Raw genomic sequence first — 12688 nt, 5'->3', positions numbered from 1 at the left:
CGCCGCTTCCATGAGCGCGGCGAGATCCGTCCGCCTGGACAAGCTCCTCGCCAATCTCGGCTACGGCTCGCGCCGCGAGATCCAGGCCCTCGCCCGCGCCGGCGCGATCCGCCTCGACGGCGCTGAACTCGCGGATGCCGGCGACCGGGTCGCCCTCGCGCCGGACCTGCCGGAGCGCCTCACCGTCGACGGCGAATCCCTCGACCCGCTCCCCGGCCTGTGCCTGATGCTGCACAAGCCGCTGGGCGTGACCTGCTCCCACAAGGAGGCCGGCCCGCTGGTCTACGGGCTCCTCCCCGAGCGCTGGCGCCGCCGCGACCCGCCGCTCTCCACGGTGGGACGCCTCGACAAGGAGACCTCGGGCCTGCTGCTGCTGACCGACGACGGGGCGCTGCTGCACCGGATCATCAGCCCGAAGGCGCAGGTGGCGAAGCGCTACCGCGTGACCCTCGACCGGCCGCTGACCGGCCGCGAGGCGGAGGTGTTCGCCGCGGGCACGCTCGTCCTGGAGGGCGAGGAGCGCCCGCTCCTGCCGGTGCGGCTCGACGTCGAGGACGCGACCCGCTGCGCGGTGACCCTGACGGAGGGCCGGTACCACCAGGTCCGCCGGATGTTCGCCGCCGTCGGCAACCACGTCGCGGCGCTGCACCGGGACCGGGTCGGCGGCCTCGCTCTGCCGGCGGACCTGCCGGCGGGCGCGCACCGGGTGATGACGGCCGAGGACGTGGCGGCGGTGTTCGCGGGCGGGTGATCCGGGCTGCGCGCCTGTCAGTGCAGAGCCCGGGCGAGGGCGACGACCGCGCCGATGACAGCGAGTGTCTGGAAGCCGATCGAGCCCGCCACCCAGCGCACGATTTCGGACCGCGTATCCGCCAGCTCGACGCGCGGATCCGCCTTCGTGACGCGATCGCCCTGCAGCGCTTCCGCCATGGCATCGGGCAAGCCCTCCGCCTGTTCCGGGGACAGCTTGGCTCTCTCCCGGAGGGTCCGGGCGGATTTCAGGGTGTCGAAGGCGACCGCCGCCACGGTCCGAACTGTCGCGAGGCGCGCCCGCGCGGTGCAAGCGCTCTGAACCCAGGCTGTGATCGAGGGATGGCCCGCGCCACCCCGCCGCTTCTTGCCTTCGGACCCGCCCTCTGCTAAGCGCCCGCCCATCCCACACGCGGAGCCGGCCTCATGCCTGAATGAGGCGTTTCCGGTGGTCGTCCGAGATCTCGGCCGGCCGCATCCCTCCGCGGCGGATATAACCGGAGAGCACAAAGACATGGCCGTCGATTTCTCTATGCGTCAGCTCCTCGAGGCGGGCGCACATTTCGGTCACCAGGCGCACCGCTGGAACCCGAAGATGCAGCCGTACATCTTCGGTACGCGCAACAACATCCACATCATCGACCTCGCCCAGACCGTGCCGGCGATGCACCAGGCGCTGCAGGCGGTGAGCGACACCGTCGCTAAGGGCGGCCGCGTGCTGTTCGTCGGCACCAAGCGCCAGGCGGCCGACACGATCGCCGAGGCGGCCAAGCGGTCGGCCCAGTACTACGTCAACTCCCGCTGGCTGGGCGGCATGCTCACCAACTGGAAGACCATCTCGGGCTCGATCTCGCGCCTGCGCAAGGTCACCGAGACGCTGGAGACCGGCGGCCCGGGCCTGACCAAGAAGGAGCGCCTGATGCTCTCCCGCGAGAAGGAGAAGCTCGAGAAGGCGCTCGGCGGCATCAAGGACATGGGCGGCGTCCCGGACCTGCTGTTCGTGATCGACACCAACAAGGAGCAGCTGGCGATCAAGGAGGCGAACCGCCTCGGCATCCCGGTCGCCGCCATCGTCGACACCAACTGCAACCCGGACGGCATCAGCTACATCGTCCCGGCCAACGACGACGCCGGCCGCGCGATCGCGCTGTACTGCGACCTGATCGCCAAGGCCGCCATCGACGGCATCTCGCGCGCCCAGGGCTCGTCGGGCATGGATCTCGGCGCCTCCGAGGAGCCGATGGCCGAGGAGCTGCCGGCGAACGACGACGCGGCCGTCACGGTCGAGTCCGACGCCCTCGACCCGGCCGACGTGGCGATGCTCGCCGAGTCGACCGAGCACTTCGAGCTGCTCGCCGCCCCGCGCGGCGCGCCGGACGACCTGACCAAGCTGAATGGCGCCGGCCCGCAGATCGTGCAGAAGCTCAACGACGCCGGCATCTACCACTACTGGCAGCTCGCCGCGATGACGCCCGAGGACGTCGCCAAGGTCGATGCCGACCTGAAGCTCAACGGCCGCATCGACCGCGATTCGTGGGTCTCCCAGGCCCGCGGCTTCGTCGAGGCCGCCGCCGCGGCCTGATCCAACGGGGCTTCGCGGCGGCACCGTCATCGGGCCGTCGCGAATCCAGGCATACCGGGCCCGGCCGCTCACCCGCGCGCCGGGCCTCTCGCATCCAGACCACACGAAAGGGACCGCCATGGCCAACATCACCGCCGCGATGGTGAAGGAGCTCCGGGAGAAGACCGGCGCCGGCATGATGGACTGCAAGGGCGCGCTCAACGAGACGCAGGGCGACATCGAGGCCGCCGTCGACTGGCTGCGCAAGAAGGGTCTCGCCAAGGCCGCCAAGAAGGCCGGCCGCGTCGCCGCCGAGGGCCTCGTCGCCGTCGAGTCCGCCGGCCACCACGCCGCCGTGGTCGAGGTGAACTCCGAGACCGACTTCGTCGCCCGCAACGACGCCTTCCAGGCCTTCGCCCGCGAAGCCGCCAAGATCGCCCTGAACACCGACGGCACGCTGGAGGGGCTCCAGACCGCCCACTTCCCGGGCGCCACCGAGACCGTCTCGGAGAAGCTGCAGGCCCTGATCGCCACCATCGGCGAGAACATGAACCTGCGCCGGGTCACCAAGCTCGAGGTCAAGAAGGGCGTCATCGCCTCCTACGTGCACAACCAGATCTCCGAGGGCCTCGGCAAGATCGGCGTGCTCGTGGCGCTCGAGTCCGAGGGCGACGTCGACGCGCTCTCGGCGCTGGGCCGCCAGATCGCCATGCACATCGCGGCGACCAACCCGGTGGCGCTGGACGCCTCGGGCGTCGACGCCGCCACGGTGGAGCGCGAGTCGAACATCCTGCGCGAGAAGAACGCCGGCAAGCCGGACCACGTCCTCGCCAAGATCATCGAGAGCGGCCTGAAGAGCTACTACAAGGAGGTCACCCTCCTGGAGCAGCCCTTCGTGCACGACGGCTCCAAGACGGTGAGCCAGGTCCTCAAGGAGGCCGGCTCCAAGGTCGGCGGCCCCGTGACCCTGACGGGCTTCGTCCGCTACGCGCTGGGCGACGGCATCGAGAAGGAAGAGGGTCCGGACTTCGCCACCGAGGTCGCCCAGCAGGCCGGCCGCGCCTGAGTTCGAGCGCGAGCGCCGGGCCTGCCGGGCTCGCGCGTGACCAGCCCCGTCCGGCACGAGCCGGGCGGGGCTTCGCGTTTCCGGAGTCGCGGGATCGATCCACGCCGGGCCGTGTTGCGCCGCACGCCCCGCCTCGCGGCGCCGCTCTACGTTCCCGGCATGGCTCTGAAACCCTTCTCCTACCTCATGATCGGCGTGTTCGCCTCCGGCCTCGCCATGACCGTCTTCGGCGCCGTCGGCGTCCTCGCCGGCAGCTGAGAGCCGGCGCCGGCGCTCCGGATTCGGACCGCGCCGGCGGCGCAGACGTCCTCCCCGGGCGACCGTCTCTCGCACGTCGCTCGCGCGCCGGTAGCATTTCGGCCCACGATCCCCGCCGTATCGGTGCCGGGCCTCTCGACGGCGCTCGGGCGGTTGACGTAGAAGCCTCCCCGCTTGCGCGATGCGGGATGGAGCCGGGGGCCCAGATGCCGGAGACGACGCCGTTTCGCCGTATCCTCGTGAAGCTGTCGGGCGAGGCGCTCGCCGCTCCGGACGGCTACTGGTTGCATCCGCCGACCCTGGCGGCGCTCGCCGAGGACATCGCCCGCACGATCGAGGCGGGTGCCGAGATCGCCATCGTGGTGGGCGGCGGCAACATGATCCGCGGGGCGCGGATCTCCGCGGCCGGCTGGATCGACCGGGCGACCGGGGATTCCCTCGGCATGATGGCCACGGTGATGAACTCGCTGGCGATCGAGACGGCGCTCAACGCCGCGGGCGTCCAGGCGCGGACCATGTCGGCGGTGTCGATGCCGACCATCTGCGAGACCTACGCCCGCCAGCCGGCGCTGCACCATCTGGACAAGGGCCAGGTTGTCGTCCTCGCCGGCGGCACCGGCAACCCGTTCTTCACCACCGACACCGCCGCGGTGCTGCGCGCCGCCGAGCTGCGCTGCGACGCGGTTCTCAAGGCGACGCAGGTGGACGGCGTCTACTCGGCGGATCCGAAGAAGGATCCGAGTGCCACGCGCTACGACCGCATCACCCACGACGAGGCGATCGCCCGCGACCTCAAGGTGATGGACACCGCCGCCTTCGCGCTGGCCCGGGAGAGCCGCCTGTCGATCGTGGTCGGCTCGCTCCACCCGCCGAGCTCGATCGCCGCGATCCTGTCGGGCGACGCGCCCTCGACCCTCGTGGCGCCCTGACACGCGGCACGATCGGGGTCGCGACCGTTTGCGGCCCTGAAAAAATTCGTCCATTGAGGCCGCGACTGCCCGCGCCGGGCTCAAGACCACGTCAGACGTCTCGGGACGACCCTCATGGCCACACCGGAATTCGATCTCAACGACATCAAGCGCCGCATGCAGGGCGCCGTCGCCTCGCTCTCGAAGGATCTCGGCTCGCTGCGCACCGGGCGCGCCACGCCGTCGCTCCTCGACCCGATCCAGGTCGACGCCTACGGCTCGATGATGCCGATGGCCCAGGTCGCCACCGTCAGCGTGCCGGAGCCCCGGCTCCTGTCGATCTCGGTCTGGGACCGCAGCATGGTCACGGCCGTCGAGAAAGCGATCCGCGAATCCGACCTCGGCCTCAACCCGCAGACCGAGGGGCAGACCATCCGGCTCCGCATCCCCGAGATGAACGAGCAGCGCCGCAAGGAGATGGTCAAGGTCGCCCACAAGTACACCGAGGAGGCTCGCGTCGCCGTGCGCCACGTGCGCCGGGACGGCCTCGACCACCTCAAGAAGCTCCTGAAGGACAGCGCCATCTCGGAGGATGACGAGAAGCGTCAGGCCACCGACGTTCAGAAGGCGACCGACCAGTACATCGCCGAGATCGACGGCGTGCTGGCCTCCAAGGAGAAGGAGATCATGCAGGTCTGAGGCGCGGGACGGGACGCGCGTGACCTCCGCCGCCGCACCGGCCGCGCGTCCCTCGGGGCGGCGCGAGCTGTGGCTGCGCGTCGCCTCGGGCCTCGTGCTCGGGGCCGGCGTGCTGGCCGCGCTCGTCTATGGCGGCTGGCTCTTCGCGGGGATCTGGCTCGCCGCCGGCATCGTCGGCTTCGCCGAGTGGATGGTGATGAGCCGCACGGAGCCCCGCGAGGTGCTGATCGCGCTGGGCGCGGCGACGCTCGGCGCCCTGCTGCTCTGCCAGCGCGGCGGCGCCCCGACGCCGGCCTGCCTCGCGGTCCTGCTGCTCGGCGCCGCGGCCTGCGCCACGGTGGCGCGGACCGGCCGGGGCCGGCTCCGCGCCTTCCTCGGGGTGCTCGGCGCGGCGGCGATCGCGGCGGTGCCGGTGGCCCTGCGCGACGATCCTGCCATCGGCCTCGTCGGGCCGGCCTGGATGTTCGCGGTGGTCTGGTCCACCGACATCGCGGCCTACTTCGCCGGTCGGAAGATCGGCGGCCCCAAGCTGATGCCGCGGGTCTCGCCCAACAAGACGTGGTCGGGCGCCCTCGGCGGCCTCGTCGGCGCGGTCGCCGCCGGGACGCTGGTCCCGGTGGTCGCCGACCTCGCCGGCACGACCCTGCCCAGCGCCGCCTCCCTCCCGGTGGTGGCGGGCGTGAGCGCGCTGGCCTCGGTCCTGAGTCAGGCGGGCGACCTGATCGAATCCGGCCTGAAGCGCCGCTACGGCGTCAAGGATTCGGGGAAGATCATCCCCGGCCACGGCGGCGTCATGGACAGGCTCGACGGATTCTTCGCGGTCGCCGTGCTGGCGGCTGTCTATCTCGCCCTGCGCGGCGGCGGTCTGATCCCGTGACGATGAGGGAGTTGAACCCGTGACCCAGGTCGTCACCGTCTTCGGCGCCACCGGCTCGATCGGCCGCTCCACCGCCGACCTCCTGGCCCAGCACGCCGACCGTTTCCGCGTCGGCGCCCTGGTGGGCGGCAAGGATCCCGTCGCCCTGGCCAAGGTCGCCCGCGAGCTCAACGCCTCCTTCGCGGCGCTCGCCGACGAGGCCGCGGGCCCGGCGCTGGCCGAGGCCCTGTCGGGCTCCGGCATCCCGAGCGGGGCGGGGGAGGCGGCCGTCATGGAGGCCGCCGCCCGCGACGCCGACATCGTCGTCGCCGCCGTGAGCGGGGCGGCGGGGCTGAAATCGACCCACGCGGCCCTTCGGCTCGGCCGCAAGGTCGCCCTCGCCAACAAGGAGAGCCTCGTCTGCGCCGGCGACGCCTTCATGCGCGACGCCGCCCGCTACGGCGCCACGATCCTGCCGATGGATTCCGAGCACGACGCGCTGAGCCAGGCGCTGGCCGGCCGGCCGCTCGCCGACGTCCGCACCATGATGATCACGGCCTCGGGCGGCCCGTTCCGGACCTGGAGCCGCGAGCGGATCGCCGCCGCCTCCGCGGCCGAGGCCGCCGCCCATCCGACCTGGTCGATGGGGATGAAGATCAACATCGATTCGGCGAGCCTGATGAACAAGGGGCTCGAGCTGATCGAGGCGCACCACCTGTTCGGCATCGAGCCCGAGCGGCTCGACGTCGTGGTGCACCCGCAATCGGTGATCCACGGGATGGTCTACTGGCTCGACGGCGCCGTGACCGCCGAGCTGGCGCTGCCCGACATGCGCGTGCCGATCTCGCACTGCCTCGGCCTCGGTGACCGGCTCACGATCCAGCGGGGCCGCCCCCTCGACCTCGTGAAGCTCGGATCGCTCACCTTCGAGGCCGCGGACGAGGCGCGCTTCCCGTGCCTGCGGATCGCCCGCGCGGCGCTGGCGGCGGGCGGTGCGGCGCCGACCGTGATGAACGCGGCCAACGAGATCGCGGTGGCGGCCTTCATCGCCGGCCGGATCGGCTTCTACGGGATCAGCGATCTGGTCGAGCGCGCCTGCGCGCACTTCGCCGGCCGGTACCGGACCGCGCCCGCCGACGTCGACGAGGCGCTCGCCATCGATGCCCACGTGCGGATCTGGAGCGCCGAGGCCCTGCCGGAGCTGCGCGCCGCCGGCTAAACCCGGTCATTGCGAGCGCGGCGAAGCAACCCAGGTCGGCGCAACATTCTGCGAGCGTCGCGCCGCTGGATCGCTTCGCCGCGCTCGCAACGACGTTTCCCGCCTGAGCTGCGCCTCAGCGCGCGGGGCCGTACCCGGCCAGGAACACCCGGACTGCCTCGTCGACCTGATGGCGCATCTCGGCCTCGCCGGCGATGCCGCCCGCCGCGAACAGCAGGCGGGTCAGCAGACCCGCCTGGCAGAGATGCAGGAAGTGCCGGGCCGCGAGCTCGGTGTCGGCGATCGTCAGGCGCCCCGCCTGGACCTGCGCGTCGAGGTAGCGCGAGAGGCGCTCGACGCCGCGGGCCGGACCGGCCTGATAGTAGACCTGCCCGAAGCGCGGAAACTTCTCGCTCGCGCCGATGACCATGCGGACCAGCGAGACGTGCGCCGGCCGGCACATCTCGGTCAGGAAGCTGCTTCCGAGCCGCGTCAGGACGCCCGGCACGTCGGGATCGTCCGCGTCCAGGGTGAACAGGGCCTCGGCGAGGCTGGCCTTCTCCTGGATCGCCAGCGCCTCGAACAGGTCCTCCTTGTTCTCGAAGTAGACGTAGAGCGTGCCCTTCGAGACCCCGGCCGCCCGGGCGATCTCGCCCATGCTGGCCCCGTCGAACCCCGCCGCCAGGAACACCGTCCGCGCGCCCTCGAGGATCTGCTGCCGCTTGTCGCCCTCGTGCTGGGCCTGACCCCGCTCCAGCGCCGCACCCTGAGCCATCATCCCGCTCCGCACCGTGACACCGTCACGCTTGACCGAACCGTTCGGTCAAAATAACCTGCGGCTTCTTCGCGGGCGCGTCAAGTCGTGCCTGGTTATTGACCGAACGGTTCGGTCATCTCTTTCGAGGCGCTGATATGTCCCTTCGCGAGGACGCCGATCGGCCGAGTTCCGGTCTCGAGACCGGTATTGAGACCCGAATCGAGGCCGGGGACGAGGCGCGTGCCGAGCGCACCGCGCCGGCCGCCACCGCGGCGTCCCTGCCGACGCCCGTGCCGGTCGAGGCGCCGCCCGCGCGCAAGCGCTCCATGAGGCGGCTCGTCCTGCTCGGACTGCTGACGGCCGCCCTGGGCGGCGGCGCGTATCAGGGGTGGCAGTGGTGGACCGTCGGGCGGTTCTTCGTCTCGACCGACGACGCCTACGTCCAGGCCGACATCTCGGTCCTCGCGGCCAAGATCCCGGGCTATCTCCAGTCGGTCCCGGTGGTGAACGGCCTCGCGGTGAGGAAGGGCGACGTCATCGCCAAGCTCGACGACGGCGACTACCGCCTCGCGCTGCAGGCGGCGCAGGACAAGCTCGCCACCCAGGAGAGCACGATCGCGCGGATCGGCCGGCAGGCCGAGGCGGCGCAGGCCCAGGTCGCCCAGGCCGCCGCGCAGCTCGACGCGACCCGCGCCGACGCCGTCCGCGCCCAGGCCGACTTCGCCCGGTCGACGCAGATGCAGGCGGATTACGTGGCCAAGTCGCGCATCGACCAGACCCGTGCCGACCGCGACCGCACCGAGGCCTCCGTGAAGGCCATGGAGGCGGGCCTCCTCGCGGCCCGCGCCAACGTGGACGTGCTCCAGGCGCAGAAGCGCGAGGCGGAGAGCCTCGCGGCGGAACTCCGCACCGCCGTCGACCGGGCCCGGCGCGACCTCGACTTCACGGTCATCCGCGCGCCCTTCGACGGTGTGGTCGGCAACAAGGCCGTCGAGGCCGGCGCCTATGTCGGGCCCGGCACGCGGGTCGCCGCGCTGGTCCCGCTCCAGAGCGTCCGGATCGACGCGAACTTCAAGGAGACCCAGGTCGAGCGCATGCGTCCCGGACAGCCGGTGACCGTGACGGTCGACGCCTATCCGGACCGTGAGATCCACGCCGTGGTGGAATCGTTCTCGCCGGCCTCCGGCTCGGTCTTCAGCCTGCTGCCGCCCGACAACGCCACCGGCAACTTCACCAAGATCGTCCAGCGCCTGCCGGTCCGGGTGCGCGTGCCCGAGGAGGTCGCCCGGGAGGGCCTGCTGCGGCCGGGCCTGTCGGCGGTGGTGCGGGTCGATACCCGCACCGGCGCGGACCGCTCCGTCCTCGACCGCGCCTCCGCGGCGCGGCCGGTCAGCACCGCGAGCCGCTGAGACCGGCCATGGCCGCCAGCGCCGCCCTCGCGCCCGGCGCGCCGATCCGCGCCGCCGATCCGCCCCTCGACCGCCGCCGCATGGTGGCGTTCGTCTGCATGGTCTTCGGCATGTTCATGGCGATCCTGGACATCCAGATCGTCTCGGCCTCCCTGAACGAGATCCAGGCCGGCCTCTCGGCCTCCGGCGACGAGATCCCCTGGGTCCAGACCAGCTACCTGATCGCCGAGGTCATCTCGATCCCGCTCTCCGGCACCCTGTCGCGGGTGCTCTCGACGCGCTGGATGTTCGCCATCTCGGCGGGCGGCTTCACCCTGATGAGCCTGATGTGCGCCACCTCCTCGTCGATCGGCGAGATGATCGTCTGGCGGGCGCTCCAGGGCTTCATCGGCGGCGGCATGATCCCGACCGTCTTCGCCGCGGCCTTCACGATCTTCCCGCCCTCGAAGCGGACCATCGTCTCGCCGATGATCGGCCTCGTGGCGACGCTGGCGCCGACGATCGGCCCGACGGTGGGCGGCTACCTGACCGACCTGATGTCGTGGCACTGGCTGTTCCTGATCAACGTCGTGCCGGGCATCTTCGTGACCGTCTCGACCTGGATCCTGGTCGATTTCGACGAGCCCAATTACGGCCTGATCAGATCGTTCGACTGGGCCGGCCTCGCCTTCATGGCCGGCTTCCTCGGCTGCCTCGAGTACGTGCTGGAGGAGGGGCCGAACCACGACTGGCTGCAGGACGAGGCGGTCTTCGCCTGCGCGGTCGTCTGCGGGACGTCGGCGCTGCTGTTCTTCTGGCGGGTCTTCACGGCCAAGCAGCCGATCGTCGATCTCCGGGCCTTCTCGGACCGGAACTTCGCCAGCGGCTGCGTGGCGAGCTTCGTGCTGGGCATCGGCCTCTACGGTCTGACCTACATCTACCCGGTCTACCTCGCCCGGGTGCGCGGCTACTCGGCGCTGATGATCGGCGAGACGATGTTCGTCTCCGGCCTGTGCATGTTCGCCACCGCCCCGATCGCCGGCCGGCTCTCGGGCAGGGTCGATCCCCGCATCATGATGGGGATCGGCTTCGTCGGCTTCGCCTGCGGCACCTGGATCGTCACCGGGCTCACCAAGGACTGGGACTTCTACGAGCTGCTGCTGCCGCAGATCCTGCGCGGCTGCTCGCTGATGCTGTGCATGATCCCGATCAACAACATCGCGCTGGGCACGCTGCCGCCGGCGCGGATGAAGAACGCGTCGGGGCTGTTCAACCTGACCCGCAACCTCGGCGGCGCGGTCGGGCTCGCGCTGATCAACACGATCCTCAACGACCGCTGGGACCTGCACCTCGCCCGGCTCCACGAGCGCTTCACCTGGGCGAACACGGCCGCGCTGGAGCGCCTCGACGCGCTGCAGCGCGGCTTCGACGCCTACGGCAGCGCCGCCTCCGGCATGGCGCTGAAGGCGATGACCAACACGGTGCGGATCCAGGGCCTCGTCATGGCCTTCGAGGACGTGTTCCTGACCCTCACGGTCCTGTTCCTCGCGATGGCCTGCGCGGTCCCGATGATCCGGCGGCCGAATGCCGGCGCGGGCGGAGGCGGCGGCCACTGACGGGCGGGACCGCCGCGCGCGATCGGCCGGTGCGGTATCGGACGGTGCGGTTTCGGACGGTGCGTGCGACGTTCCGCGGCCGAGCCGCAGGATTGCGTTGGCGGTCGGCACCGCCGATCTGCTAGACAGGGCGGATGGCCGGCCCGAGAAGCCGGCGCCGAGACGGCCAGGAATACGGCTTATGGACTTCCTCAACGCGATGGGCGGGACCGCCGGCGGTTTCTTCGGTGCCGTGATCCCGTTCCTGTTCGTGCTCACCGTCGTGGTGTTCGTGCACGAGATGGGCCACTTCTTGGTCGGGCGCTGGTGCGGGGTCGGCGTGCACGCCTTCTCGCTCGGCTTCGGCCCCGAGCTGTTCGGCTTCAACGACCGGCGCGGCACCCGCTGGAAGGTCTGCGCGATCCCGCTCGGCGGCTACGTGAAGTTCCACGGCGACGTGAACGGCGCCAGCATGCCGGATCCGGAGGCCGTCGCCCGGATGAGCCCGCAGGAGCGGGCGATCAGCTTCCCGACCCAGCCCGTGTCGAAGCGCGCCGCGATCGTCGCCGCTGGCCCGGTGGCGAACTTCATCCTGGCGATCCTGCTCTTCGCGGGCGCCATCTGGCTCGGCGGCCGCTACGAGCTGCCCGCCCGGGTCTCGTCGGTGGAGCCGAACAGCGTCGCCGCCCAGGCCGGCTTCCAGCCCGGCGACGTGATCACCGCCATCGACGGCGAGAAGATCGGCGACTTCAACGCCATGTACCGCACGGTCACCGGCAGCGCCGGGACGCTGCTGACCTTCACGGTGGAGCGCAACGACCAGCCCATCACCATCCAGGCGACGCCGGCGACCTTCGAGGAGAAGACGCCGTTCGGCCGCCACCGGATCGGCCGGCTCGGCATCCGCTCCCCCGCGGGCTCGGAGGCGCGGCTCGTGCATTACGGCGCGCTCGACTCGCTCAATCTCGGCGTGAAGGAGACCTACTTCGTCGTCGAGCGCACCTTCTCGTATCTCGGCAAGCTCGTGACCGGCCGGGAATCCGCCGACCAGCTCTCGGGTCCGATCGGCATCGCCCGCGTCTCCGGCGAGGTCGCCAAGACCGGCGGCGTCGGCGGTCTGGTCGGGCTGATCGCCCTGCTCTCCGTCTCGATCGGCCTGCTCAACCTGTTCCCGGTGCCGCTGCTCGATGGCGGCCACCTGCTGTTCTACGCCTTCGAGGTGGTGCGCGGCCGCCCGCTCAGCGAGCGGGCCCAGGAGATCGGCTTCCGCATCGGCCTCGCCCTGGTGCTGATGCTGATGCTGTTCGCCGCCTGGAACGACATCCTCAACCTCGGCGCCTCCTGGCGGAACACCTGATCCGGGGCCGGCGGGGATCCCGGTATCCCCGCCGGATCTCCACCGGAAACGCTGCCCCAATCCCGCCGCGATCTCGCCCGGACACCGCCCGGATGACGCCCCGCCGGCGCGTCGAAACGGGGTTAAAATCGCGTTCACGGGATCGCGAGGGCCGCTGAAAAGGTGCGACGGCCCAGACGTTTACGGGTCGTTCACCACGATCCGCGGTTTGCCCGCAGGCTGACCGCACCGTTAAGTGGCGCGAAGGCCACGACCCCCCAAAATCCCCTGACGATGGCCTCCCGCGCGTTTGCTT

General features: G+C 71.2%; 12 protein-coding genes. 10 read left to right on the top strand and 2 right to left on the bottom strand.

Features of this window, described 5'->3' with window-relative positions; genetic code table 11:
• The first annotated feature begins 10 nt into the window (after positions 1 to 10).
• Positions 11 to 751 (top strand): pseudouridine synthase, encoded by a 741-nt coding sequence (locus tag BKE41_RS18330; RefSeq protein ID WP_012320392.1) that lies wholly within the window; start codon positions 11 to 13, stop codon positions 749 to 751.
• Between the two features lie 17 nt (positions 752 to 768).
• On the opposite strand, the gene BKE41_RS18325 is transcribed toward BKE41_RS18330, so the two are convergent.
• On the bottom strand, positions 769 to 1026 hold the full coding sequence (locus BKE41_RS18325; protein WP_043074161.1) for a hypothetical protein: 258 nt from the start codon (positions 1024 to 1026) through the stop codon (positions 769 to 771).
• Positions 1027 to 1264: 238 nt separating this feature from the next.
• On the opposite strand from BKE41_RS18325, the gene BKE41_RS18320 reads away from it, so the two are divergent.
• The 6 genes from BKE41_RS18320 to dxr all read left to right on the top strand — a co-directional run bounded on the left by BKE41_RS18320 (position 1265) and on the right by dxr (position 7317).
• A complete protein-coding gene (locus BKE41_RS18320; RefSeq protein WP_012320390.1) occupies positions 1265 to 2332 on the top strand; it encodes a 30S ribosomal protein S2 in 1068 nt (355 codons plus the stop codon).
• Between the two features lie 118 nt (positions 2333 to 2450).
• Positions 2451 to 3377, top strand: a complete 927-nt coding sequence (gene tsf / locus BKE41_RS18315; RefSeq protein ID WP_012320389.1) for a translation elongation factor Ts — start codon at positions 2451 to 2453, stop codon at positions 3375 to 3377.
• A gap of 464 nt (positions 3378 to 3841) precedes the next feature.
• Positions 3842 to 4564, top strand: coding sequence for a UMP kinase (gene pyrH, locus BKE41_RS18310; protein WP_024829306.1), 723 nt, complete (start codon positions 3842 to 3844; stop codon positions 4562 to 4564).
• Positions 4565 to 4678: 114 nt separating this feature from the next.
• A complete protein-coding gene (gene frr, locus BKE41_RS18305) occupies positions 4679 to 5242 on the top strand; it encodes a ribosome recycling factor (RefSeq protein ID WP_012320386.1) in 564 nt (187 codons plus the stop codon).
• 19 nt (positions 5243 to 5261) lie between these two features.
• Complete coding sequence (locus BKE41_RS18300) at positions 5262 to 6119, top strand: phosphatidate cytidylyltransferase (protein WP_070999953.1); 858 nt, start codon at positions 5262 to 5264, stop codon at positions 6117 to 6119.
• 19 nt (positions 6120 to 6138) lie between these two features.
• Positions 6139 to 7317: a 1-deoxy-D-xylulose-5-phosphate reductoisomerase gene (gene dxr, locus BKE41_RS18295; protein WP_012320384.1), complete on the top strand. Its 1179-nt coding sequence runs from the start codon at positions 6139 to 6141 to the stop codon at positions 7315 to 7317.
• A gap of 115 nt (positions 7318 to 7432) precedes the next feature.
• Here dxr and BKE41_RS18290 read toward each other — a convergent pair whose 3' ends face one another.
• Positions 7433 to 8071 carry a TetR/AcrR family transcriptional regulator gene (locus BKE41_RS18290; protein WP_012320383.1) on the bottom strand — a complete coding sequence of 213 codons (639 nt, stop codon included), beginning with the start codon at positions 8069 to 8071 and terminating at the stop codon, positions 7433 to 7435.
• 137 nt (positions 8072 to 8208) lie between these two features.
• Between BKE41_RS18290 and BKE41_RS18285 the strand changes: the two genes are divergently transcribed.
• The 3 genes from BKE41_RS18285 to rseP all read left to right on the top strand — a co-directional run bounded on the left by BKE41_RS18285 (position 8209) and on the right by rseP (position 12393).
• On the top strand, positions 8209 to 9462 hold the full coding sequence (locus BKE41_RS18285; protein WP_070999952.1) for an HlyD family secretion protein: 1254 nt from the start codon (positions 8209 to 8211) through the stop codon (positions 9460 to 9462).
• 8 nt (positions 9463 to 9470) lie between these two features.
• Positions 9471 to 11057, top strand: coding sequence for a DHA2 family efflux MFS transporter permease subunit (locus tag BKE41_RS18280; RefSeq protein WP_070999951.1), 1587 nt, complete (start codon positions 9471 to 9473; stop codon positions 11055 to 11057).
• 181 nt (positions 11058 to 11238) lie between these two features.
• Positions 11239 to 12393, top strand: a complete 1155-nt coding sequence (rseP, locus tag BKE41_RS18275; RefSeq protein WP_070999950.1) for an RIP metalloprotease RseP — start codon at positions 11239 to 11241, stop codon at positions 12391 to 12393.
• Positions 12394 to 12688: the final 295 nt, after the last annotated feature.

The sequence above is a fragment of the Methylobacterium sp. C1 genome, assembly GCF_001854385.1.
Classification (GTDB): domain Bacteria; phylum Pseudomonadota; class Alphaproteobacteria; order Rhizobiales; family Beijerinckiaceae; genus Methylobacterium; species Methylobacterium radiotolerans.
Note: the sequence above shows the minus strand (reverse complement) of the source record. Positions and strands in the feature narration are given on the sequence as shown.

What these genes read in the sequence shown, in the direction of transcription:
- BKE41_RS18285 (WP_070999952.1), top strand. Translation starts at nt 8,209, where the DNA reads ATGTCCCTTCGCGAGGACGCCGATCGGCCGAGTTCCGGTCTCGAGACC.
- tsf (WP_012320389.1), top strand. Translation starts at nt 2,451, where the DNA reads ATGGCCAACATCACCGCCGCGATGGTGAAGGAGCTCCGGGAGAAGACC.
- rseP (WP_070999950.1), top strand. Translation starts at nt 11,239, where the DNA reads ATGGACTTCCTCAACGCGATGGGCGGGACCGCCGGCGGTTTCTTCGGT.
- BKE41_RS18330 (WP_012320392.1), top strand. Translation starts at nt 11, where the DNA reads ATGAGCGCGGCGAGATCCGTCCGCCTGGACAAGCTCCTCGCCAATCTC.
- BKE41_RS18280 (WP_070999951.1), top strand. Translation starts at nt 9,471, where the DNA reads ATGGCCGCCAGCGCCGCCCTCGCGCCCGGCGCGCCGATCCGCGCCGCC.
- BKE41_RS18290 (WP_012320383.1), bottom strand. Translation starts at nt 8,071, where the DNA reads ATGGCTCAGGGTGCGGCGCTGGAGCGGGGTCAGGCCCAGCACGAGGGC.
- BKE41_RS18320 (WP_012320390.1), top strand. Translation starts at nt 1,265, where the DNA reads ATGGCCGTCGATTTCTCTATGCGTCAGCTCCTCGAGGCGGGCGCACAT.
- frr (WP_012320386.1), top strand. Translation starts at nt 4,679, where the DNA reads ATGGCCACACCGGAATTCGATCTCAACGACATCAAGCGCCGCATGCAG.
- pyrH (WP_024829306.1), top strand. Translation starts at nt 3,842, where the DNA reads ATGCCGGAGACGACGCCGTTTCGCCGTATCCTCGTGAAGCTGTCGGGC.